Below are 23,565 nucleotides of genomic sequence, written 5' to 3'. Positions count from 1 at the left end.
TTATCTCCTTCCGGTTATTCTGTCGCCGCCTCCACAGCCTCCTCCACAATTCTTTGCTCTTCAAGGGACAACTCTCTTCCCTGCATTTCTCTAAAAAAATCGGCAAAAACCGTAAGAGGCGAACGAAGCGTCACTTCTTCATTATCAAATTCCAGCTTCTTTCGCGTCCGCGAGTTATCAAGACGAAGCTCCAAAATGTGAGAAAATACTTTTTCTAACTGTTCTTTTGGCTTATAAAGCTCTCCCTCATCTGTAAGCGTAATGCTTACATAATCTTCTCCACATTTTTCCTCCTGTCCGTTTACAGACTCTATAATCGCTTCCAGTTCTCCGCGGTATATTCGCACATCTCGAAGCGGATGGACGCAGAACTGCTCTAAACGTACCGCCTCTCCTTTCGCACCCAGCTCTACCACATGTAGCGCCTTTTCCTGCTCTGCCTCGCTGACAGAATATTTCAGCAGCGTACCGCAGTAACAAATCTGCGCTTTTCCAGTTGTCTGCGCCCTGTGTAAATGCCCCAGCGCCGCGTAGTCAAACTTCTCAATCACACGGCAGTCCACATTGTCAATCCCACCCACTGAAAAGGTTTCAGAATCACAGGTCAGGATCTCTTTTTCTGCCCCCATATAGAACTGATGTGAAACAAGGACATTTCGTCTTGACCAGTCGATCTCTTCCCGTTCTATCATCTTTAAGACTGCCTCACTATAAGTTTCCGGCGCTTCCTCTTCAAAAAGTCCTCTAATATAGCCTGGTTTTAAAAATGGAAGCAGATAAAAATCTACTTCCCCATAAGAATCTGTCAAGGTTACTTTCTTTAAATGTTCCTCTCTCTGCGCGGGAACCCGCCCTGCAATATATATCTGCTGGCTTCCAAGAATTCTGCTTAAATAGTCCAGCCGCTGCGCTGAATCGTGATTCCCTGCAATCAGTAAAACAGGAATCTTAGGCTCTATCGCACAAAGCTTCGTTAAAAATTCGTCAAAAACAGACACTGCCTCCGCAGACGGCACCGATTTATCATAAATATCTCCCGCTATGACAACTGCATCAGGGCGAAGCTCCTTCGCATACGTCACTACCTCTTCTAAAATATGTTCCTGATCTTCCTTTAATGAATATCCGTGCAGTATCTTACCTATGTGCAGGTCTGACAAATGGAAAAACTTCATACTCTAAGCCCTCTGTATCTATTAAAACATGCGAATATTTCTTGTTTCCTCGGCATAGCCATCGGCGCAATATTCGAGCTGCTCTCGCATAAACCTGCCAGAGAGTCCTTCTCCATCTTTTCCTCCAGCTCTTTTATAATATCCCGCATATTCTTCCTGCCATCCAGAAGATGCTTCTGCGCATACCGCATGCAGTATCCAAGCGCTGTCACCTGTTCGCTGTCTGTAATCTGTTCTACGTACCTTAAATCAATGGTTTCACGGTTCAACTGCACCGCTTCGCGTCCGAGCGTTTTCATCTTTATCCGATCTTGCCCTTTAAATGCCGGACTTGCCTTTGGACATCTGTGAAAATCGGGTATCTTTGCCTTTTCCTCCGGTACACTTAAAACAGGGAATTGCTCCGCTTCCTTTTTGGCTCTGTCTGTAATGTCTCTCGGAATATAGCGCTCCATCTGTACAATCTTGTCCGCAATGTGGAAATAGGCGCCGGAGCTGCCCGCCACAATGATCGTAGAAATGCCGTACTCTTTATATAACTCCTGAATCCGTTCTATAAAAGGAGTAATCGGCTCCATATCACGATGAATGACCCGCTGCATCAATTCATCTCGGATCATAAAGTTCGTCGCACTCGTATCTTCATCAATAAGCAGAAGTTTCGCTCCTGCCTCCATTCCCTCTACTACATTTGCCGCCTGGGACGTGCTTCCGCTGGCATCCTCTGTGCAAAATCCCACCGTATCCTTCCCATTTGGCAGATCATTGATAAACATAGAAATGTCCGTCTTTTGAATACTCCGGCCATCCTCCGCCCGAATTTTCAACGCGGTGTCGTCTGTGATGACATACTCTCTTCCGTCGCCTGCGATATGGTTATATACTCCCAATTCCAATGCCTTGAGCAAGGTAGACTTCCCATGATAACCGCCGCCTACAATCAAGGTAATTCCTTTTTTGATTCCCATTCCTGTTACTGCGCCTCTATGCGGAAGTTCCATTGTCACTTCCATCTCCTTTGGAGAAACAAATGCAATTCCTTTTTTCATCGGCCTGGAAGAAATACCGGATTCTCTTGGAAGAATGCTTCCATTTGCAATAAATGCCACCAGCCCCATTTCCTCCAAATGACTGCGGATATACTGCTGATCCTCTGCCAGATCCGCAATCTCCTTAAGCCGTTTCCCATTCAGATTTTTATAATACAATGCTTTTCCCACACAGACCGGCAAGAAATCAAACAAAATCTTGATAAGCTCCCTCGCGTTGATCGTTCTTCCATTTGCCGGAAAGCCAATTTCCATACGTACTGTTATATCTCCTGTTTTTGGTTCTATCTGGCAGCATGTACGCTCCAGCACCTCCTGTCCAGGACGGCTTAAAGAAATAAGCCCGCTTTTCCCAGAACCTTTTGCCTTAAACGCGAATTGCTCTGCCTGCCTTCCGAACTGCCTTGTCAGTTCGTCCTGCAATGCAGTTCTCAAATGTGTCTGTATATACAATTCTTTTGGAAAGTCCGCTGTCCTCCCTTTTACAATAACGCTGACCTTAGAAGGAGAGGCAAAAGGATCCCCCTGTACATGATCGATCGACAGAACATATCCTGGAAATTGATACGTTCCTTTTGTATCCTTATATGCAGGATACCCTCTGTGGTCGATCTTGTTCAATAAATTTCTTAAATCTGCCGCAGTCTGCATGTTTCTAACTCCTTTCCCGGCAGCCCTTTCATCAGGACGCCTGTACATATAATAAAATCGTCCTCTATAAAAGAAGAGCCGGATAAATCCCGGTTCCTCTTTTCACTATTGATTGTCCATTCGTTATTTCTATACTTCAAAAAGCAGATCGCCATAGGACGGCATCGGCCAAGCTTCTTTGTCTACAATCATCTCCAGCTTATCCACAGGTGTACGTAAGTTCTCCATAGCAGGCACTACTTCATAATAAAAGAACTTTGCTTCCTCCGGACCTTCTTCCTTCTGAGATGCCTCCCTTGTCACCTTCTCCAGCACATCCAGCGCAGATTTTGTCTCTTTTAGCAGTTCAGACACTTCCTTTAAACAGCTGCTCTGTACACTGGCGTCCGCCCCTGCCGCTGTTACTGTATTGACAGTATCTGCCAGCTCCTTTGTATATTTCATAACTGCCGGAATGAACTGCTTTCTTGCCATATCAATCATGGTGCGCGCTTCTATATTGATCGCCTTCGCATAGGACTCATACTGAATCTCTGCCCTCGACTCCAGCTCTGCCTTTGTGAACACTCCGAACTTTTCAAATAGTGATACTGCTTTGTCAGACACCATCGCCGGAATTGCCTCAACCATAGAACGGATATTGTGGAGTCCTCTTCTTTTTGCTTCCTCTACCCACGCTTCCGAGTAGCCGTCTCCATTAAAGATAATTCTCTGGTTTTCTGTAGCATATTTCTTGATTAAGTCATGCACAGCAAGCTGGAAATCCTCCGCATTTTCCAACACATCACAGGCATCGGAAAATGCCTCCGCCGCAATGGTGTTCAACACAATATTCGAAGACGCAATCGAATCTCTTGAACCAACCATACGGAATTCAAATTTATTTCCTGTAAATGCAAATGGAGAGGTACGATTTCTATCGGTAGCATCCTTCATAAGCTCCGGCAGTGTCCTGACACCCGTCTCCAGCTTTCCGCCTTTTAAGCTGTGAGTCGCCTCTCCGGTACTGATAAGCTGTTCTATCACATCCTCCAACTGTTCTCCAAGGAAAACAGAAATAATCGCCGGCGGAGCCTCATTTGCCCCAAGTCTGTGATCATTTCCCGGATCTGCAGCAGATTCACGCAAGAGATCCGCATGCTTATTCACCGCCTTCAAGATACAGGTCAGAATCAGAAGAAACTGAATATTTTCGTGAGGCGTTTTTCCAGGATCCAGCATATTAATCCCATCGTCTGTTATGAGGGACCAGTTATTATGCTTTCCGGAACCATTTACTCCCGCAAATGGTTTCTCATGCAGCAGACATTTCATTCCATGCTGACTCGCAATACGCTTTAACGTCTGCATGACAATCTGGTTGTGATCCACTGCAATATTTGCTTCCGTATAAATCGGCGCCAATTCATGCTGTGCAGGCGCAACTTCGTTGTGCTGTGTCTTGGAAGATACACCAACCTTCCAGAGCTCAATGTTTACATCCCGCATAAAAGAAGCAATCCTCTGTCGGATTGTTCCAAAATAATGATCGTCCAGCTCCTGTCCCTTCGGAGGCATCGCCCCAAATAAGGTACGCCCTGTATATATTAAGTCTTTTCTCTCAAGAAACTTTTTCGCATCTACCAAAAAATACTCCTGCTCTGCTCCTACAGACGGAGTCACTTTCTTAGACGTCGTATTTCCAAACAGACGCAGCAACCTGAGCGCCTGTGTATTGATCGCTTCCATAGAGCGAAGAAGCGGAGTTTTTTGATCCAGCGCTTCCCCAGTATAAGAACAGAATGCAGTCGGAATACACAGAGTTGCACCTGCCGCATCCTGACGTACAAACGCCGGAGATGTACAGTCCCATGCTGTGTATCCTCTTGCTTCAAATGTAGCCCGAAGCCCGCCTGATGGGAAAGAAGAAGCATCCGGCTCTCCTTTTATCAGTTCTTTTCCAGAAAAACTCATCAAAATTTTCCCACTTGGAAGTGGAGCTGAAATAAAAGAATCGTGCTTTTCTGCCGTAACACCTGTCAACGGCAGGAACCAGTGTGTATAATGAGTCGCGCCTTTTTCTATCGCCCATTCCTTCATCTCATGGGCAATGACATCTGCTGTCTCAAGATCTAATTCTTTTCCCTCTTCAATCGTATTTTTCAGGTTCTTGTAGACTTTCTTAGGAAGCCGTTCCTGCATCACGGTATCGTTAAATACATTTTCTCCAAAAATGTCTGCTACATTGAACAATTCTGTACTCATATTTTTTCCCTTTCTCACTTTTTTCTTATGCCGGAGCAGAAAAAAGGGCACTCCAACTATGCTGGAACGCCCCTGTCACATCTGCGTATGTTAGTATAACGCAATCGCCAAAAAAAGGCAAGTAAATTTCATAATTTTTTGTAATTTGTGTAATAGTTCAGCCATCTGTTAGCAGGAGACGGATTTATGCTTGCATAAGAATCCGGTGTCGCTGCATCAGGGTTTCCCCCATTGTGCCGGAAGACGGATTTATGCCTGCATAAGAATCCGGCGACTGATATACAGATGAGCAAAGCGCCCGTCAATGCATAAAACAGTGGCAACAGCCACGATAAGCATGCAGCGCGGTTTTACGAATGGCGCGGGCTGAACTGTTACACTTACTGTATAATCAGGCTTTTCCTACTGAGCCGAATAATTCCATTTTCTCTTTTACTGTCTCCATGATTGCGTCTGTGCCTGGTTTCAGTAATTTTCTAGGATCAAATCCTTTGCCTTCCAAATCCTTTCCTGCTTCCACATATTTTCTCGTCGCAGCTGCAAAGGAAAGCTGGCACTCTGTATTTACATTGATCTTAGCTACACCCAGTTCAATTGCCTTTTTAATCATATCTTCCGGAATGCCTGTACCGCCATGAAGCACCAATGGCATATCTCCCGTCAGCTTCTGAATTGCATCCAAAGTTTCGAAGCTCAATCCCTCCCAATTATCCGGGTATTTACCATGAATATTGCCGATTCCTGCCGCCAGGAAATCAATTCCAAGCTCTGCGACCATTTTACACTCCTGCGGATCCGCACATTCTCCTCTTCCAATTACGCCGTCCTCTTCTCCTCCAATAGAGCCGACTTCTGCCTCAATAGACATATTGTGTTCATGCGCAATCTTAACAAGCTCTTTTGTCTTTTCTACATTTTCTTCAATCGGATAATGAGAGCCGTCAAACATAATGGAAGAGAATCCTGCCTCCACACACTTCATACAGCCTTCATAACTGCCATGATCCAAGTGAAGCGCTACCGGCACTGTAATACCAAGCTCTTCGAGCATTCCGTTTACCATGCCTACCACAGTCTTATATCCTGTCATATATTTTCCTGCACCCTCTGATACGCCAAGAATAACCGGTGAATTACACTCCTGCGCAGTCAAAAGAATTGCCTTTGTCCATTCCAGGTTATTGATGTTAAACTGACCTACTGCGTAATGTCCTGCTTTTGCTTTTTGAAGCATTTCTGTTGCTGATACTAACATATTTCTCTTCCTCCAATTCTGCCTCTGCTCTCTCAAAGAACAGAAACTAGTTTTAAACCTTACTTCATTATATCCTATCATACCCTAAAAAACAATCCATAAATCACAACCGCATAAAAAGTCTGTCTCGCAGAATGCCCACAGCATACCAGTTTCTTTTTTATTTTTTTATGATATAATTATGTTGTATTTTACATATTTAATTATACCCTAAAGGAGGAACTAAAAATGATTGATTTCAAAAACAGCGATTATGTCAAACTCAAACAGATAGATCCATCATCTGTCCTAAAGGATGTACAGCCCCTTCTGATTGAGCAGGAACAAATTATCGGGGCTTACAAGGCAATTCGTGATTACTGCATTTTTACAAATAAACGTCTGATTGCTGTCAACGTGCAGGGTGTAACTGGAAAGAAAAAAGATTTTTCTTCTCTTCCTTACTCAAAGGTAGTAGCCTATTCTGTAGAAACAGCCGGTGTGTTTGACTTAGATAGTGAACTGGAATTGTATTTCAGCGGTCTTGGCAAAGTCAAATTTGAATTCACAGGTTCCAGCAACATTGTTCAAATAGGACAGACAATCAGCAGATATATTCTCTAAAACTTTAAACTGCCACTTGTATCCGGCTTGTTCCGGCAATAGAGTGGCAGTTTAATAGTGACATTATATGCCGCTTCACATAGTTTAGCTCGTACGAACTCTTTAAAATATAAAAAAAGTTCTTGCATAATCAAAAAGCTTGTAGTATAATAAAATTCGCTTGTGAGAGAAAGATAATTTTCACACACAGGAAAATTGAATTTGGCTCCATGGTCAAGCGGTTAAGACGCTAGCCTCTCACGCTGGAATCAGGGGTTCGATTCCCCTTGGAGTCACTGGAAAAAGGGTATCCGCAGAACTAATTCTGCGGATATTTTTTTACCGAAAACGCCCTGTTTTCAAGGAATTTTAAAGAACCCAAAAATATTCCATGCTTGTAGCAAGTGTATCAAAAGTGCCTGCATTTTTGATTACACGTGATTACACTTTAACACAATAATGCCTGTTCAATCAAATCTGTTTTTTCACTTTCTGTACAGCGGTCAAAACAATAACTTGCGTAAGTTGTCCGTTCATCAGCATGCCCCACCATTTCCCGAATCGTATTCAGATTTACTCTTCCGTCAATCAATGCCGATATATATGTCTTTCGTGATTTGTGGGAACTCTTTTTTATAATACCTAAATCCTCACAATATTTAATATACAAGTATGAAACAGACCAGGGAGAAAGCGGTTGATTATTTTCAGAAAATATATATCCGTCTGTTGAAAGTCTGTTTTCCATCTGAAAATTTCTGGCAGTCTGAATAATTTCCCGCGCCTTTTCTGTAAGCCATACTTTTCTATCTTCATAATTCTTCGTATGTTCTATAATTTCATATGTTTCATACCGATACATTCTCTGTACATGCAAATAGTTCCCCTCAATGTCAGCATAACTTATAACACATAATTCTCCTAATCTGATTCCTGTCTGAAACTGAAACAATAACGCTAATGGAGCAAGTTTGTTTTTCAGTCTGTTTGGCGAGAAAAAATGTTTCCAAGCCATTTCATAAATCATAGGAGTTTCATTTTTTAAGTATACTTGTGTATTATCAGCTTTCTTTTTAACTGGTTGGAACAATCTTTTACCGTCAACTTTTACTAATCTAAACGGATTTTCTTTAATAATTTTACAATCCACAGCATAGTCTAATGCTTGACGCATAATAATTGTCACATTATAATACTGCTTCTTTGTCATTTTATACTGCTTAATTAATTTATGAACCCAATTATCTAATGTCAGTTTATCCAGTTTATAGATAGGAATAGTTACAATATCACTATTTAGATAATATTTTTCCCAATCGTCATTAATCCGCCGAATATAATTCTCTGCATTTGTATGTAAAGTCTTATATTCTTTCCACATTGGATAAAATTTCTTCAAGGAAATATTTCTTAAATGTGTTGTATCATCAAGAGCAGTATAAAATTTGTCAAGATATTTCAGTAAATCATTCTTTTGTGTTTTTACTATCATCCTCCTTCCAGATGTCTTTGCTTCATCCGCAACATAGGTACGATAACGCCCGTCTTTTCCCTGCCATATATCGTATGGGTGTTGCTTTAAAATTTCCTCTCTTCTTTTTTCATTCATTTGTTTTTGCACATCATCTATATTTATTATACCACTTTTTAAGGCTGAATAAAGTAAATTTATTTCTTGTCTGTCTGGAGAACAAGTATGCGGATAATCTATAGTTCTACTATCCATTAGAGTATCTCCCCTCTGTCAGAATCTCCTTTTTGACTTTTATATATCTGACGGAGCTTGTTATAAAAGGAGAGCCTGTTTTAACAAATGAATGACTGTCATATACAATTCTTTCATATTCCTTTTGAAATATAATATTTTCTTCTTCTAACGCCTGTATCATGTCCTCTGTATAAAAAGTTTTATGTATAGCAGGTATTTTTAGATTTTGCGATTTAAAAAAAGCCTTTTTCTTATGCTCTTTCAAATCCAAATCTTTGCCGAAATATTTACTAATATAGCGACCGACATTTTCTCTCCTGTCTACCTGTATTCGGTTAATCTTTATAAAACCATGTCCCCACAGTCTTTGTAAATCGTCTGCCTTTATATACGGAAAATCAAAAAATACAACATGATAATGTATTGCTCCACGCTGTTGTTTTTCCCACGTTGCTATATATTTTAGTTTTTGGGATTTTTCTTTAAAGAGATAATAATTCAGACGCTGAATGAAATATTTGAATTGTGTATTTGAATAGTCTATATCCTGTATATTGTCTTTGAATGTTAATGTAATAAATTTTGTATTGGTATCAAAATTGCAGTCTATAAGTCGGGCAATGTCCCACCGTTTTTGTTCGTAATATTTTTGTTTTCTCTGTAAACTGTTTCCTTGTTCAATAGCTGATAAGTTGTCAAATTTCCTGCGTGTCTTTTTCTCTGTATGGTTACTCTGATTGTCTGTAATTTCTGTTAATTCCCTGCTGATTGGTTTGTCATATATCCAAAATTCTTTCGTCGTGGGTGTTTCAATGATTTTCGCATTATAGGCTAAACATACGCCTTTTTTATGCACGAATATCACCCTTTTATTTATTTTTCGGAAGATGTTAGCTTATATATCAAGTTAAGTATAAAAGATTCGCTGCGCTCATCTTATACAGCGTTCCTGCACGCTTTCAGCCAAAGCTGCGCGCGCCGGACGCTGTAATGTAATTACATCAATTAGCTATTTACCTTGATTTTCGACAAATTGCAAAGAGTCTGCAAATCCTTTTGCAGAGAAGACACCATTATACATGCTTCCCTGGACAGTTAAATTATTGAATTTTACCCAAACACCACCGCTTTTACATAATTCCTCATTTGTAACATACGGTTTCTCACCTTTGATTGCAATCTTGATTTTTTCAGATTGCAATTTAGGAAAGAGTACTTGATAGTAGAACCCCATATGTGCCTTTGTTTCATAATCATTCCAGTTACTTACTTCCACTAAAAGATACTCCTTTTCTAATTTGTCTGAAGCAAGAATAAAATTTTTTGCTTTAATCATTTGTTTACCTCTTTTTCATTTTTTACTTTTTTAATACTTTTCTTCGAAGAAAGTAAATTTTTTTTGTGAGTATAGAATAGCACAACAACCTTTAAAAGTAAATAATAAATTTACTTTTTTTGAATATATTGACTAATCAAAAAGAAAATGGTAAAATTTTTATAAAATTTAAGGAGGAGAAAAGCATGACATCACCAATAGAACCATTTGCCAATAATTTAAAAACAATACGAAAAGGAAAGGGAATGACGCAAACAGAACTTGCTGAAAGATTAGGAGTGACAAAACAAAGCGTTATAAATTATGAAAAAGGAAATTCCTTCCCTGCAGGAAACCGTCTAAAAAAATTAACGGAAGTATTAGAAGTAGATGCTGAATTACTTTTTGGCAAAGATTTTTTCAAAAGGGAAGAACAGCACAATTTAGAAATAGCGTATAACAATAAAGCTGCATTTTATTGTCAATATTCAGAAACTGAAAAATCCCAACGGAGGAATTTGTTATTAAAAATTTTAAACACACGTGAAAATGAAGAACTTTACAGAGCAGTTATAGGAATTTTGGATGAACAAATTGCTAAAGCGGGAAAAGCCTATGTAGATATTTTAGAAGACGGAATATCTGCGAGAACAGGAGGTCTCAACGGAGATATTTACCTTGACAAAAAAGCATACGAAATAGATGAATAATCAAGAGGACTTCCTAATTGTGACATTGGAAGTCCTCTTACTTTATCTTGATAAATTCCTTTGTCCGTTCGGTAAAGGGTTGCCCTACGGCGTATCGCTCCGCTTGCCCCTTGACCTTACTGCTTTCTAATCACTGAATATGGATTTACAGTCCGTCAAAGAAATCTTGAATCTGCACATTATAAATATCTCTTAATGCTAATAACACGCTTATTCTGATATTATGCTTTCCCAATTCCATTTGGGAAATAACTTCTCTGCTCATAGTAAATCCCATAATTTGTAATTTAGCGGCGGCGGCTTCCTGCGACAAACCAGCTTTTTGACGAAGAACTTTTAAATTTGAGCCAATAGAAATATCTTGATTTATTATCTTTGACATAATAGAATCACCTCTGAACATAGGAATAAAAATATTCCGACATGTTATTGATTCTATCCAAGTTGTTTTAAAATATTGGAATGATTACATTCCGATTGGCGTTTTTACTTATAGATTAGCAAAAAAATCTTGAATTTCTGCATGATACAAAGTTTTCAAAGCAAGCAGAACACTTACTCTGATATGATGTTTTCCTAACTCCATTTGAGAAATAATTTCTCTGCTGATTACGAAACCAAGAAGCTGTAATTTTACGGCGGTTTCTTCTTGTGTCAGACCTGCTTTTTCACGAAGCACCCTTAAATTTTCTCCAATTGAAATATCCTGTTTAATTACATGTGCCACATCACATATCCTTTCGGAATAAAAACATTCCATTTTGATATTGATTTTACATGTAAAAAAGGATAAAATCGGAATGATAACATTCCAATTTGAAAAGGAGGATATTTTATGTGTAAGGATTTTCAAGACTTTTTTAGCTTATATATCAATGCAAAGCCAGAAATACAAGAAGTGATTTACTGGGTAATAAAGAATATAGATTATGTAGATGAAATTACAAATTATAAGACCACTGAAGAAAAATTAGAAAAGAATTTAGAATGGGCGAACCAAAATAAGGATATGTATGCAAAAGCCTTATTGGTATACAAACAATTAAAAGATAAAAAAGAAAAGATTTGATTACACTTTTGATTACACTTGCTTAGACGATGTGCGCAAATCCCCTTTCTAAGCAGTTTTTGTATATTGGGTTTGGTTCGATTCCCCTTGGAGTCACTGATAAAAAGGTATCCGCAGAACTAATTCTGCGGATATTTTTTTACCGAAAACGCCTTGTTTTCTACGCAATTTTTTGTTTTAGTATTTCAACCTCACGTTTCAAGTCTGTAATCATCTGCAGCAGCAAGGTAGTATTTTCATTCTCCAGCTTCGTTATTCTATAATACTGGTTTAATTCATCAATATTTTGTTTAACCATATCTATTTTATTTTCCAGGTATACTTGTGTTCTGCCGATTTCATCAAGAAGCAAACTTTCCGTTTTCTCTACCCTTTTGTCTATTTCTCCAAGAAGCAGTTTCTCCGTTTTTTCTGCTCTTTTTCCAATAAGCTCTGAAATCGCCTCTAAATCTTGTTTGTCTAACATAACCATTTCTCCTATTCATACTCCATTTAACCATCCTGCTTATTATATTATAATATAAAAGCACCAGGTATCCAACCGTTTTTAAAGATATTTTCTATACTTTTAAATATCCCCATCCTCTTCTATTTGGGGCTTAGCAGACAAACCGGGAATCATTTTTTCTTGTACCATAATCTGAAGTCCCTGCTTTTTATTTTTTATGACGACTTTATCATGTTCGCCGCCAAATTCCCCATCCAATGTCCATGGAATTTCTTCAAGAGACTCAAACCGCACATTGCCTGATTTGAAGGAATACATATGTTTCGAATCAATCTGTTTAATAAGCAGAGATGCAACAATCTCATTCAATTCTATCGGATTTTTCGGCATCTTAATCAGCGTTACTTCAAATTCTCCGTCATCAAACACAATATCACGTCCGATAATTCCTTTAAAGCCTCCAACAGAACGAGAATTTGTCACCATTCCAAATATAAATTCATCTTCTACTATTCCGCCTTCATATGTGACTTTTATTTGATATGACGGAATGTTAAACAGCCGCTTTGCCCCCTCCAGCACGTATGCCAAATGTCCCAATACATTTTTCATACTCTGCTTTGTCTCATATGAAACATCTGTAAATAATCCGAATGCCGCAATATAAATGAAATAATCATCATTGAACATTCCTACATCACATGCAAAAGGGGCTCCATTAACTACTGTATTTGCTGCTTCCAGTATATTTCGTGAGATATGAAGACTGTTAGCAAAATCATTGGTTGTTCCTGTCGGAATATAGCCGATAGGAACCTTTTTTTCCCTGAATGCCATACCGGTTACTATTTCATCTAAAGTCCCGTCCCCTCCACTGCACGCGACAAGATCATACTCTTCTTCGTAGCTTTCCATTTTGGCCAATGCATCATGGTACCTCTGCGTCGGATATACAGTCACCTCATAACCACCCTTCACAAAAATATCCAGGACATCTGATAATTTAGGCTTTAAAAGCCCTGTACCTGCGTTTGGATTATAGATAAACAGCATCTTTTTCATCTTTTTATTCCTCCCGTCTGTCTTTTTATTATAAAAGAGGCTGTACAAAAGTACAACCTCCTTTTCATGTCCTGTATTATAAACTGCTTATTCTTTCACCTTCGTAAAAAAAGTCTTAATCCCTTCAGCAGCTTTCTTTTCATCATCACCTTCTGTAACAACTGTAAGTTCTTCTCCTTCTGCAAGACTCAGGCTCATCATTCCCATAATGCTTTTTGCATTGATTTTCTTTCCGTTTACCATGATATGAATCTGGCTCGCGTACTGGCTTGCCTCCTGTACTAACAATGCAATCGGCCTTCCGTCAAGACCTTTGTTGTGCCTTACTACGACTGGTGTTTTAATCATAATAATCCTCCTTGTTCTTGCCTTACCTTCTCTGCCAGTTCACTTAACTTCCTAAGCCTGTGATTTACCCCTGATTTGCCGACGGGGGGTGAGAGGAGCTCGCCCAACTCCTTCAACGTTGCATCCGGATACGATAGGCGGGCAAGTGCAACCTCTTCTAATCCTTCAGACAACTTTTCAAAACCAATTGTATCTCTGAGATATGTAATATCTTCTACTTGCTTTACTGCAGCGGATACGGTTTTGTTAATGTTGGCAGTTTCACAATTTACCTTTCGATTTACAGAGTTTCTCATCTCTTTGAGTATCCTGACATTTTCCAGTTCCATCAAAGCGACATGTGCCTCCATAATATTCAAGATATCTACTATCTGCTCCCCTTCCTTCAGGTACACAATATAAGACTTCTTCCTTCGGACTATCTTAGCATCCATAGAAAACCCACATATTAATTCCTGAATTTTGAGTGCCGTTTTCTCTGAGGCACAGACAATTTCCAGGTGATAGGACTTTTCTGGATCACTTATGGAGCCCGCCGCCAGAAATGCTCCTCTGATAAATGCACGTCTGCAGCACGTCTGTCTTACCACAAGAGGATTTGCCGGCTGAACTTCCACCATTTTCCGGTAATCATCGTCTATCATTTTTGTAGCCTGAAGAATCCGCAGCGCATCTTCGTGATGTTTTACAATAACGGAATATGATGCACTACATTTCCTAACGTTTCTTCGGATAGAGATATCAGTCTTTATATTAAATGTTTTTTCTATTAATGTAAAGACCTTTCTTACAACAACCAAATTTTCCGTATGAATTTTAATACTGTATTGATTGAATCGATTTATTACAATTGTACCACATAATTCCAATATAGCCGCAATCTCTGCTATCTGGCAGTGCCTGGCTGCACTGATTTTCTTTCCAATCTCTTCTTTTACTTTCCCAGAAAATGACATAGCCATCTCCTCTGTTTCTACAATCCTTTTCTTCTGATAAATAAGACTTCTACTTCTTTTTCCTTATGGCATCCTTCTCTATATCTCTGTGCTCAATACGTATGCCATAGCTCTCCTCTGGTTCTAGTATATGATACAGCGCATTAGCAAGCGTTACACTGCGGTGTTTTCCTCCCGTACATCCGATTGCCACCACAAGTTGATTTTTCCCTTCCAGAATATAGTTTGGTATCAAAAACTCCATCATATCCTTCAATTTCATCAGGAAAATTCTTCCTTTATCGTTTTCCATTACGTAGTCCTGGACTTCCGGCTCATTTCCAGTTTTATCCTTCAGTTCTTCTATATAATATGGATTGGGCAAAAATCTCACATCAAACACAAGATCCGCATCCTGCGGCACTCCATATTTAAATCCAAAAGACATAATTGTAATGTAAAGATTTTTAAAGTCCTTTCCCTCCACAAATATTTTTTCCAGTTCAAGACGCAGTTCCCGGGTAAGCATCTTACTTGTATCCAGTATATACGTCGCCTTCATTTTTAAGAACGCAATTTTTTCACGTTCTCTGGCAATTCCTTTATCGATTCTGCCAGAACCGCTTAAAGGATGCTGCCGTCTTGTCTCTTTATAACGTTTTACAAGAACATCATCTCTGGCATCCAGAAAAAGGATCTCATATTTAATTCCCATACTATCTATCTGACGCAGACTCTCTTCCAGTCCCGAAAAATCCTGTCCTCCTCTGATGTCAATCCCCAACGCAGTTTTTTTCATCTTTGTGTCAGGAGACGAAAGCATTTCTGCAAATTTCGTCATTAACAATATAGGAAGATTGTCTACGCAGAAATATCCCATATCCTCTAACATTTTTAATGCGGTCGATTTTCCCGCGCCGGACATTCCCGTAACAATCACAAAACGCATTTTTAAAACTCTCCTATCCTCTTTACTTCCGGCTCCAAATGTACACCGGAATTTTTTTCCACCCGTCTGACGACCTGTTCCATCAATTCTATCACTTCTGCTGCCGTTGCATTTCCTCTGTTAATTACAAATCCACAGTGTTTTTCTGATACCTGTGCATCTCCAATCCGAAACCCTCTTAAGCCTGCATCCTCTATCAGTTTACCTGCAAAATATCCTACCGGACGTTTAAACGTACTGCCCGCACTTCCGTACTCCAATGGCTGTTTCGTGACACGCCGTTCTCTTAATTCCTCCATTTTCTCTCTGATTGCCTCTTTATTCCCCGACTGAAGTTCAATTACAGCGCTTAAAACAATATATCCTTTTTTTGCAAAAATACTCGTTCGGTATCCGAATTCCATCTGTTCTGCGGACAGGGTAAATATATTTCCTTGAATATCCAACACTCTGGCACTTTTTAATACCTGTTTCATCTCTCCACCGTATGCCCCTGCATTCATTACCAGAGCTCCCCCCAGTGTCCCCGGAATTCCTGACGCAAACTCAAATCCTGTCAATCCTGCCTTTAGTGCCTTTGCTGCAATCTTAGATAAAAGAGCGCCTGCCTGGGCGCAAATCTGATTTTCTTTCACCTCTATCGAATACATCTTCTTAAAAATCTGTATCACTGCCCCGCGGTATCCCTTATCTCCAACCAACAGGTTGCTCCCATTTCCCATAATATAAAATGGTATATTGTATTGTCTGCAAACGCGGATAACTGCCTCGATCTCCTCTTCCTTTGACGGCGTGACAAAATAATCTGCCGGCCCTCCAATCCGAAACGTTGTATGTCTGCTCATTTGTTCATCCACAGCTACATTTTCTTTTCCAGCTACGCTACATAGTTCTTTATAAAAATCCATTTTTTACTCCATTTCCTACATGTTTTCCCCTTCATAATACAACAACCTGTCTGCAAAGTAAAGTCGGGACTATCTTGCAAATTATTGAGAAATAGTGTATATTTAAGGAGTGTCTGTACAATTTTATTTTAATATTTATTCGTACCAAAAGGAGTGAACAACAGTATTGGACTCGAGTGATACTATACAATTTATTATATTGATTATTCTTCTTGCACTTTCTGCTTTTTTTTCTTCCGCAGAAACTGCTCTGATGACCGTAAATAAAATGAAAATGCGTTATCTTTCTGAAAATGGAAACAAACGCGCAAAGCTCATATTAGATATTACGGAAAATCACACTTCTAAAATGCTGAGTGCAATTTTAATTGGAAACAACATTGTCAACCTTTCTGCTTCTTCTTTATCTGCGACTATCGCTTATGATTTCGGCGGATATATGGTCAGTATTGCCACGGCTATCCTAACCTTTGCAGTCCTTGTTTTCGGAGAGATAACGCCGAAAAACTTTGCAACCATACACGCAGATAAGGTTGCCCTGCTGTATATACCAATTATTCATATTTTTATGACAATTATGACTCCTGTTATTTTTGTTATTAATCTTTTTGCACATGGTATTCTTTTCCTGCTTCGGGTAGATCCGAATGCACGCAATACTACCATGACGGAAGATGAACTCCGTACAATCGTGGATGTAAGCCATGAGGACGGTGTTATTGAATCTGAAGAAAAAGAAATGATTTACAACGTATTCGATTTAGGCGATGCCAAGGCGAAGGACGTTATGGTTCCAAGAGTACAGATCACATTTGCAGATGTAAACAGCTCATACGAAGAACTAATTGAAATATTCCGCGAGGATAAATTCACTCGTCTGCCTATCTATGAAGATACAACAGACAATGTTATTGGAACTATCAATATGAAGGATCTGCTTCTATTTGACAATGACAAAATTGATTCTTTCCATGTACGCGATATCCTGCGCGAGGCATATTTTACTTATGAATATAAGAGTATCTCCGAACTCCTCGTAGAAATGAGGGATGCTTCCTTTAATATCGCCATTGTCTTAGACGAATATGGCGAAACTGCTGGTCTGATTACCCTGGAAGATATTCTGGAAGAAATTGTCGGAGAAATCCATGATGAATATGATGAAAATGAAGAAGAGCTTATTCAGAAGATAAATGACTGTGAATATGTAATCGAAGGTTCAGTCAGTCTGGATGATTTGAATGATGAATTAGATCTGAACTTTGAATCAGAGGATTATGATTCCCTGGGAGGTTTTATTATAGAACATTTAGATCGCCTTCCGGAATTAGGTGATGAAGTCACTACTCAGGACGGTGTCCGCCTTGTTGTAGAAAAGCTGGACAAAAACAGAGTGGAAAGTGTACATGTATATCTCCCAGCGGAAATACATTCAGAAGAAGCTCTCACTGAAAAAAATACAAAAAAACAAGATTAACCTGCTCTTCATGCAGTACCAGTACAAGCCCTCCTGCATATGCTGATAGAAAGGATGTCAGGAGGGCTTTTTATGCCTTATTCAATTATGTTAGATGCCGGACACGGTGGACGTGACCCAGGCGCTGTCTACAATGGCAGACAAGAGAAGGACGATACCCTGCGTCTCACTCTTGCCATAGGAGAGATCCTGCAAAATCATGGACTTGATGTAGAATACACACGTACAACAGATATTTATGAATCCCCTTATGAAAAAGCAATGGAAGCAAACAATGCGGACGTAGATTTTTTTGTCTCTATACATCGCAATTCCTATCCTACTGACAATACCGTATCTGGAGTAGAAACACTTGTCTACGATAAGTCCGGTATCAAATTGAAAATGGCCGAAGATATCGATGAGCAGTTGGAGTCCGTCGGTTTTGTAAACCTCGGAGTAAAAGAACGTCCTGGCCTAGTTGTACTTAGACGAACAAAAATGCCCGCTGTACTTGTAGAAGTTGGTTTCCTTAATTCTGATACAGATAATACTCTTTTTGACAATAATTTCGATGACATTGCACAGGCAATTGCAGCAGGAATCCTAGACACGCTGGAAGTAGAACATAGCATTCTACCTGCCGGCTACACTGTACAAACTGGGGCCTTTCGTAATCAAAATTATGCTGCCCGCCTGGAAAATGAATTAAAAGCGCAGGATTTTCCCGCTGTTACCATACAAGAAGACGGACTCTACCGTGTCTTTGTAGGAAGTTACACAACCTTAGATGATGCTGCTGATATGGAACGCAAGTTAAAACGTGCAGGATACCAGACCCTTATTGTAAGTACCTAAATATAAATTTAACGAAGCAACAAGCAGTGCGAAAAGAGTAGGAAGACTCTGTGTCATGCTTGCATGTAAACAGGGTGCTTTCTGCTTCTTTTCATTCGGCGATTGCCGATAGCGAAATGGAGCGTATGCGAAATTGAGCTGGCACTGCGGAAGTTGGTAAAAGGGACGTGTGAAAGAGATGCTTTGCATCGTTCGTCAGGGCTTCGCCGAAATTCCTCACTCACGCAAAGCATCTCTTTCACACTTACACTTTCGCCAGCTTAAGTTTATAATTCGTAACGGAAAAAATCGGCTTCACGCTGCTATGCATTTCCAATCAGAAGTAGTATAGATACTTCTAATTGAAGAGCTATAACAACATGAAGCCGTTCTCTTTTTTATGAATTTCAGTTAGGGGGCCACCTTCCTATAGACGAAGGAAAAACTTCTGACTAGAACTCTGTAGCAGCGTGAAGTCGGTTCTGTTTTGTCTTAAATTATAAACTTAAGCTGGCGAAAGTGTAAGCGCAAGAGGGCGTGTGTTGCAAAAGTGAGGAATTCCGGCGAAGCCCTGACGAACGTTGCAATACACGCCCTCTTGCGCGAACCATTTTGTCAATTAAATTATAATTTTTTCATTATCTCATGTATAACTTCTATATCTTCTTCCAGCATCTCTGCAATCTCTTCCGCTGCATATCCTTTTTGTACTTTCTTTTCTACCTGTTCTTTTAATTTTTGTGTTAAACCTTCTCTTAAACCGGAAGCATGTCCCTGTGAAAGTCCCGCAGCAAGACCTTCCTTGCGTCCTTCTTCACGTGCTTTCTCCTGCTCTAATATCTTTTCTTCCCATGCCTGCATGTATTTCACCCCGATCTTTTCACTGGATTTGATGGCGTGGATCCGTTTCTGGATATTATGTATCCTCTCACTGGTACAAGAGGCACTTACCTCCTCTGTGGTATGCTCCATATACCTTAGTAGCTCTATCAGCTCCTTCTGTACTCCTTCTGCGTGCTGTCCGCGGGTATTTAAAAATATCCGAATAGCACCGTCCTGTAATGACAATCCAGGAACTTCCTTACACTGCATCTGGAAGGTATATCGGTATAACCACCCATAACCGAACAGATCAAAGGGACAGATAAGAATAATGTAGACGGGATTCAGTCTTTGAAACCCCACTTCTCCTGGCTTTAAAAGGTTGGAATCGATTAACGCCTGGTAAAACCGGCTTCGCTTCGGCAGATTTCCTGTATCCTCTCTCTGCACTTCTGTGTTGTATATGCGTTCCTCTTCATCCATTGCCCAGACATCCAGACGGACATACCGGTTCAAGGGATGGGTGCGCTGCTCTTTTTCTGTCTGGGGCAGGAGTTTTAAGACAACCTCCCTTCCCAGAATAATCTCCAGCATGTCCCGCATTGTATCTGGGTCATCGGCAGCCTGTGAGAATAAAAAACGATCCAGCAAATTCAAATCCTTCAATGTTTTTTGTTTTTGTTCCATATTTACTTTTCCTCCTTTTATTATAGGGAAAAGCCTTACGGTTTACAACACTTTCCCCTTAAGTTACACAGCATTTGCCGCAAACGATATAGTGCTTTCTGCAAAGTAGACATTAAACACACAAATATATACCTCACCTGCAGTGTAAGTAATAAAACAGATGCTGTCACAGCAGTTTCCTTTGTTTCATTGGGTAAAAATTTAGAATGCCCTGGCAGTTAAATACCAGAAAAACCGATTGTCCATCAGATGAACATAAATAGAATGATACATGTAAATTTTTAGAATGTAGATTCCTTATATAAGAAATAAAGATACTTCCCTTTCCCAAAATATAATAGAAAAGGTACCCTTACCTTAACACATCAGAAAACAAACTACAAGAAAAATAAATATAAATTTAATTGACGAAAGAATGGTACGCAAAAAGAGAAGGCAGTGCAACGCAGGTCAGGGCTCCACTGTGGTAAATCCGATTGAATGTTTGTAACAGTGAAGAAGCATATCGTCCATTGGAACTCCATGCTTCCCACTTAACAAACAGAACAATCTGTATCTACCACGCTCCGCTTAAAATTCCCTGCTTATGCACTGCCTTCTCTTTATGCTTACGTTCTTCCCCAATTAAATTCACAATTTCAGACAGAACAGAACCGGTTTCACGCTGCTACAGACTCCCAGTCAGAAGTTTTTCCTTCGTCTATAGGAAGGTGGCGCCCTAACTGAAATTCATAAAAAAGAGAACGGCTTCACGTTGTTCCAGCCCTTCAATTAGAAGTATCTATACTACTTCCGATTGGAAATGCATAACAGCGTGAAGCCGATTTCTTTTTTATAAAATTTAACTAACAAGGTACCTTCCGAATGGCGGGGGAAAACTTCTGACTGGAGGTGACAGCAAAAAACACTGTATCAGATAAGCAGGGCATTGACAAGGAGCGTTCCGAATACAGTTCGCCTGGTTCTTAGCGCAGGGCATCTGCGTGTTCCAATGGACACACAGATGTTTTGTGCTTAGAACCACTCGAACGGATGAGGTAAAGCGGGTCCTGCCCTGTGTTCTGATACAGTGTTTTTTGCGTACCTTCTATTAAAATTTTTCTAACAGACAAGGAATGCATTTTGTCACTTAAATTTATATATCTATACTGCCATCACTTTCTCGCTTTCGAATGCCTTTGCAATTACTGTAATTAGTATTCCTCCTGCCAGAAGTGTCACGCCTAAAGTCATACCATACTGTGCCATTGTCACTTCTTGTGTCAGTATTCCCTGCAGGGTAAGCGAGGTATTATAAATTGGAATTACATAAAACCATTCTTTCGGCGCCCCCGTTGTAAACATCGTAGTGATACCTAAAATTAAAATCACTATATATACTGGCATTACATAAGAATTTGCCTCTTTGATTGTCTTGGCAAATACGGAAACAAGAACAATAATTGCAGAGTACAAAAATGCAATTGCAATCAATAAAAATGCAAGCATAGCAATCTGTTCCGGCTTCAGAGTCAAATCAATTCCTAATTCTTCACTGGAAAGCCCTCCCATCATCTGAGGCATAAAAGCAACCATCGCCGCCACATAGACAACCGATGTCGCTCCGGAAATAATCATCAGAGCAAATACTTTTCCGAGTACAATGGAGCTTCTCTTAACAGGAGAAACAAGAAGGCTTGCCAAAGTCCCTCTCTCCTTTTCCCCTGCAATCATATCTGTTCCAATCCCCATCGCTCCTGCAAACAGCAGAATTGTTACAAAATATGGAAGCAGCATACCGAGTACCTTTCCTCCTGCCTTTTCTTTATCCTGAAGTATCATATCTGGATTATCTGAATTGACTGTAAATACGGTCAATTCTTCCATATCGTCCACTCTCTGGGCAAGAAGGCTCTGTCTGTAGCTTTCCAGCACGCCGTTTGAAATCACTTCAAAGGCTGCTTTCGAATACTCCTCAGAGGGATTATAAAATGTCTTGACCTGAGGGATTTCTTCTCCTACCTGATAGGAGTTTACAGATTGGGTAAACTCTTTGGGAAATGCTATCATCAAATCGATTCCACCCTCTTTGATCGCGGCTTTCACCGCCTCTTTTACCTGTGTATCATCTGGTGTTCCCTTCCATTCTGTTTCTAGTACGTCCGCTATCGTCTCTTTTGTATAGATGCTGCATTCTTGATCTGCCGTCAAAAGGAAGCTTTCAAATCCTTCCGGTACATTTTCTACATACACAATTGATTTATGTGCTTCTACATCTTTTTCAGCACGATTTGACAAATTGCTGACTAAACTCATCACCACAATCATAATCGCAACCGGAAAGATAAAAACAGAAATCAGCATTTTCCCATCCTTAAATACTCGTGCAAGTTCTTTCGCGCATATCTGTCTGATTCCCTCCATTTATCGTCCCTCCTTCTGATTTTTATATAAAACAAAGAATGCGTCTTCTAAATCCTGTGTATTTGTTTCATGTAAGATTTCTTCCAGGCTTCCCTCTGTCGCCTTCCGCCCGTCAATAATCATTCCTATTCTATCACACAGCTTTTCTGCTTCTGACATAATATGTGTAGATATAATAATCAATTTTCCATCGTCCCTTAATTTCTTGAGATAATCCGTCACACTCCTTGCCGTAACAATGTCCAGTCCGTTTGTAGGCTCATCAAAAATGATGATGTCCGGATCATGAACCAGGCAGACTGCAATCGCTGCTTTCTGTGCCATACCGGTAGATAATTCCTTAATTTTCTTCTGTGCAAAGTCTTTCATGCCAAAATATGCAAATAGTTCCTCTTTTCTCGCTTTTATCTTTTCTGCCGGCACCTTATGAAGTCTTCCGAAAAATTCAAAAAGATAATCAACAGAAAACTGGGGATCTAGTTTAATATCTCCCGTCAGAAATCCAATTTTTTCTCTAACCTTCTCTGGTTCTTTTTGTACTTCATGCCCAGATACAAAAATTTCTCCCTTTGTAGGCTTTATGATTGTGGAAATACAGCGCAGAGTCGTTGTTTTTCCAGCTCCGTTCGGGCCAAGCAGACCATAGATTTCTCCCGGTTTTGCCGTAAGGCTTAAGTCATCTACAGCAGTTTTGACCGGATTGGTCGTTTTAGACTCTTTCATCTGCTTTTTATTCAGACGGTAAATTTTCGTCAGGTTTTTTATCTCAATCACTTCGTTACCCTCCTTATCTCACACTTCCTTATTGCGATTCCTTTGACACCTTTTTCTTTATAGGATTCGGGTGTCAAAAGGTAACTTATTTAAATTCTCTTATCAATTTTCACAAAAAGTAACTTTTCAGACTCCGGTGCGCGGAGCATTCCGCTGAACCTCTTAATACGAAAATCAC

The 23,565-nt window shown here is 39.8% G+C and carries 24 protein-coding genes and 1 tRNA gene; 6 read left to right on the top strand and 19 right to left on the bottom strand.

Going from position 1 to position 23,565, the window contains the following annotated elements:
• Positions 1–14: 14 nt before the first annotated feature.
• The 5 genes from ACZ5C4_RS05685 to fba form a co-directional block, all read right to left on the bottom strand.
• Positions 15–1,175: an exonuclease SbcCD subunit D gene (locus tag ACZ5C4_RS05685; RefSeq protein WP_464520139.1), complete on the bottom strand. Its 1,161-nt coding sequence runs from the start codon at positions 1,173–1,175 to the stop codon at positions 15–17.
• Positions 1,172–2,875: an ABC-ATPase domain-containing protein gene (locus ACZ5C4_RS05680; protein ID WP_464520138.1), complete on the bottom strand. Its 1,704-nt coding sequence runs from the start codon at positions 2,873–2,875 to the stop codon at positions 1,172–1,174. Before ACZ5C4_RS05680 ends, ACZ5C4_RS05685 begins: the two co-directional genes overlap by 4 nt.
• Positions 2,854–3,015 carry a hypothetical protein gene (locus ACZ5C4_RS05675; protein WP_464520137.1) on the bottom strand — a complete coding sequence of 54 codons (162 nt, stop codon included), beginning with the start codon at positions 3,013–3,015 and terminating at the stop codon, positions 2,854–2,856. The genes ACZ5C4_RS05680 and ACZ5C4_RS05675 overlap by 22 nt, the downstream gene beginning before the upstream one ends.
• Positions 3,005–5,119, bottom strand: coding sequence for a glutamine synthetase III family protein (locus ACZ5C4_RS05670; protein WP_464520136.1), 2,115 nt, complete (start codon positions 5,117–5,119; stop codon positions 3,005–3,007). Before ACZ5C4_RS05670 ends, ACZ5C4_RS05675 begins: the two co-directional genes overlap by 11 nt.
• 391 nt (positions 5,120–5,510) lie before the next feature.
• Complete coding sequence (fba, locus tag ACZ5C4_RS05665; RefSeq protein ID WP_186875315.1) at positions 5,511–6,374, bottom strand: class II fructose-1,6-bisphosphate aldolase; 864 nt, start codon at positions 6,372–6,374, stop codon at positions 5,511–5,513.
• A gap of 228 nt (positions 6,375–6,602) precedes the next feature.
• Here fba and ACZ5C4_RS05660 point away from each other — a divergent pair, with 228 nt between their 5' ends.
• Positions 6,603–6,977, top strand: a complete 375-nt coding sequence (locus tag ACZ5C4_RS05660; RefSeq protein WP_464520135.1) for a PH domain-containing protein — start codon at positions 6,603–6,605, stop codon at positions 6,975–6,977.
• 203 nt (positions 6,978–7,180) lie between these two features.
• A tRNA-Glu gene (locus ACZ5C4_RS05655) sits at positions 7,181–7,252 on the top strand.
• A 152-nt stretch (positions 7,253–7,404) separates the two neighbouring features.
• On the opposite strand, the gene ACZ5C4_RS05650 is transcribed toward ACZ5C4_RS05655, so the two are convergent.
• The 3 genes from ACZ5C4_RS05650 to ACZ5C4_RS05640 form a co-directional block, all read right to left on the bottom strand.
• The gene (locus ACZ5C4_RS05650; protein ID WP_464520134.1) at positions 7,405–8,682 is read right to left on the bottom strand and encodes a tyrosine-type recombinase/integrase; all 1,278 of its coding nucleotides are present in this window, start codon (positions 8,680–8,682) and stop codon (positions 7,405–7,407) included.
• The gene (locus ACZ5C4_RS05645; protein WP_464520133.1) at positions 8,675–9,520 is read right to left on the bottom strand and encodes a rolling circle replication-associated protein; all 846 of its coding nucleotides are present in this window, start codon (positions 9,518–9,520) and stop codon (positions 8,675–8,677) included. The genes ACZ5C4_RS05650 and ACZ5C4_RS05645 overlap by 8 nt, the downstream gene beginning before the upstream one ends.
• A gap of 153 nt (positions 9,521–9,673) precedes the next feature.
• Complete coding sequence (locus tag ACZ5C4_RS05640) at positions 9,674–10,000, bottom strand: hypothetical protein (RefSeq protein ID WP_464520132.1); 327 nt, start codon at positions 9,998–10,000, stop codon at positions 9,674–9,676.
• 185 nt (positions 10,001–10,185) lie between these two features.
• Here ACZ5C4_RS05640 and ACZ5C4_RS05635 point away from each other — a divergent pair, with 185 nt between their 5' ends.
• Positions 10,186–10,689 carry a helix-turn-helix domain-containing protein gene (locus tag ACZ5C4_RS05635; protein WP_464520131.1) on the top strand — a complete coding sequence of 168 codons (504 nt, stop codon included), beginning with the start codon at positions 10,186–10,188 and terminating at the stop codon, positions 10,687–10,689.
• A gap of 145 nt (positions 10,690–10,834) precedes the next feature.
• On the opposite strand, the gene ACZ5C4_RS05630 is transcribed toward ACZ5C4_RS05635, so the two are convergent.
• Both ACZ5C4_RS05630 and ACZ5C4_RS05625 read right to left on the bottom strand, forming a co-directional pair.
• Complete coding sequence (locus tag ACZ5C4_RS05630; RefSeq protein WP_464520130.1) at positions 10,835–11,071, bottom strand: helix-turn-helix domain-containing protein; 237 nt, start codon at positions 11,069–11,071, stop codon at positions 10,835–10,837.
• Between the two features lie 108 nt (positions 11,072–11,179).
• A complete protein-coding gene (locus ACZ5C4_RS05625) occupies positions 11,180–11,416 on the bottom strand; it encodes a helix-turn-helix domain-containing protein (RefSeq protein ID WP_464520129.1) in 237 nt (78 codons plus the stop codon).
• A 108-nt stretch (positions 11,417–11,524) separates the two neighbouring features.
• Here ACZ5C4_RS05625 and ACZ5C4_RS05620 point away from each other — a divergent pair, with 108 nt between their 5' ends.
• Positions 11,525–11,758 (top strand): hypothetical protein, encoded by a 234-nt coding sequence (locus ACZ5C4_RS05620; RefSeq protein WP_464520128.1) that lies wholly within the window; start codon positions 11,525–11,527, stop codon positions 11,756–11,758.
• Between the two features lie 160 nt (positions 11,759–11,918).
• Here ACZ5C4_RS05620 and ACZ5C4_RS05615 read toward each other — a convergent pair whose 3' ends face one another.
• The 6 genes from ACZ5C4_RS05615 to murB all read right to left on the bottom strand — a co-directional run bounded on the left by ACZ5C4_RS05615 (position 11,919) and on the right by murB (position 16,408).
• Entirely contained in the window at positions 11,919–12,224 is a 306-nt protein-coding gene (locus ACZ5C4_RS05615) for a hypothetical protein (RefSeq protein ID WP_464520127.1), read from the bottom strand.
• 102 nt (positions 12,225–12,326) lie between these two features.
• Positions 12,327–13,268, bottom strand: a complete 942-nt coding sequence (locus tag ACZ5C4_RS05610; RefSeq protein WP_464520126.1) for a diacylglycerol/lipid kinase family protein — start codon at positions 13,266–13,268, stop codon at positions 12,327–12,329.
• 87 nt (positions 13,269–13,355) lie between these two features.
• On the bottom strand, positions 13,356–13,616 hold the full coding sequence (locus ACZ5C4_RS05605) for an HPr family phosphocarrier protein (RefSeq protein ID WP_186875318.1): 261 nt from the start codon (positions 13,614–13,616) through the stop codon (positions 13,356–13,358).
• Positions 13,613–14,572, bottom strand: coding sequence for a DNA-binding protein WhiA (gene whiA / locus ACZ5C4_RS05600; RefSeq protein ID WP_464520125.1), 960 nt, complete (start codon positions 14,570–14,572; stop codon positions 13,613–13,615). The genes ACZ5C4_RS05605 and whiA overlap by 4 nt, the downstream gene beginning before the upstream one ends.
• Positions 14,573–14,621: 49 nt before the next feature.
• Positions 14,622–15,500 carry an RNase adapter RapZ gene (gene rapZ, locus ACZ5C4_RS05595; RefSeq protein ID WP_186875320.1) on the bottom strand — a complete coding sequence of 293 codons (879 nt, stop codon included), beginning with the start codon at positions 15,498–15,500 and terminating at the stop codon, positions 14,622–14,624.
• A 2-nt stretch (positions 15,501–15,502) separates the two neighbouring features.
• The gene (gene murB, locus ACZ5C4_RS05590) at positions 15,503–16,408 is read right to left on the bottom strand and encodes a UDP-N-acetylmuramate dehydrogenase (RefSeq protein ID WP_464520124.1); all 906 of its coding nucleotides are present in this window, start codon (positions 16,406–16,408) and stop codon (positions 15,503–15,505) included.
• A 166-nt stretch (positions 16,409–16,574) separates the two neighbouring features.
• Here murB and ACZ5C4_RS05585 point away from each other — a divergent pair, with 166 nt between their 5' ends.
• Both ACZ5C4_RS05585 and ACZ5C4_RS05580 read left to right on the top strand, forming a co-directional pair.
• Complete coding sequence (locus ACZ5C4_RS05585) at positions 16,575–17,885, top strand: HlyC/CorC family transporter (RefSeq protein ID WP_464520123.1); 1,311 nt, start codon at positions 16,575–16,577, stop codon at positions 17,883–17,885.
• A 72-nt stretch (positions 17,886–17,957) separates the two neighbouring features.
• Entirely contained in the window at positions 17,958–18,722 is a 765-nt protein-coding gene (locus ACZ5C4_RS05580) for an N-acetylmuramoyl-L-alanine amidase (RefSeq protein WP_464520122.1), read from the top strand.
• Positions 18,723–19,325: 603 nt separating this feature from the next.
• Here ACZ5C4_RS05580 and ACZ5C4_RS05575 read toward each other — a convergent pair.
• From ACZ5C4_RS05575 to ACZ5C4_RS05565, 3 genes are all read right to left on the bottom strand, one after another.
• Entirely contained in the window at positions 19,326–20,210 is an 885-nt protein-coding gene (locus ACZ5C4_RS05575) for an Rpn family recombination-promoting nuclease/putative transposase (RefSeq protein ID WP_464520121.1), read from the bottom strand.
• A 1,143-nt stretch (positions 20,211–21,353) separates the two neighbouring features.
• A complete protein-coding gene (locus ACZ5C4_RS05570) occupies positions 21,354–22,613 on the bottom strand; it encodes an ABC transporter permease (protein WP_464520120.1) in 1,260 nt (419 codons plus the stop codon).
• Positions 22,614–23,387, bottom strand: coding sequence for an ABC transporter ATP-binding protein (locus tag ACZ5C4_RS05565; RefSeq protein WP_464520119.1), 774 nt, complete (start codon positions 23,385–23,387; stop codon positions 22,614–22,616).
• Positions 23,388–23,565: the final 178 nt, after the last annotated feature.

The sequence above is a fragment of the Mediterraneibacter flintii genome (assembly GCF_055387595.1).
This window is presented reverse-complemented; position numbering and strand designations above follow the sequence as displayed.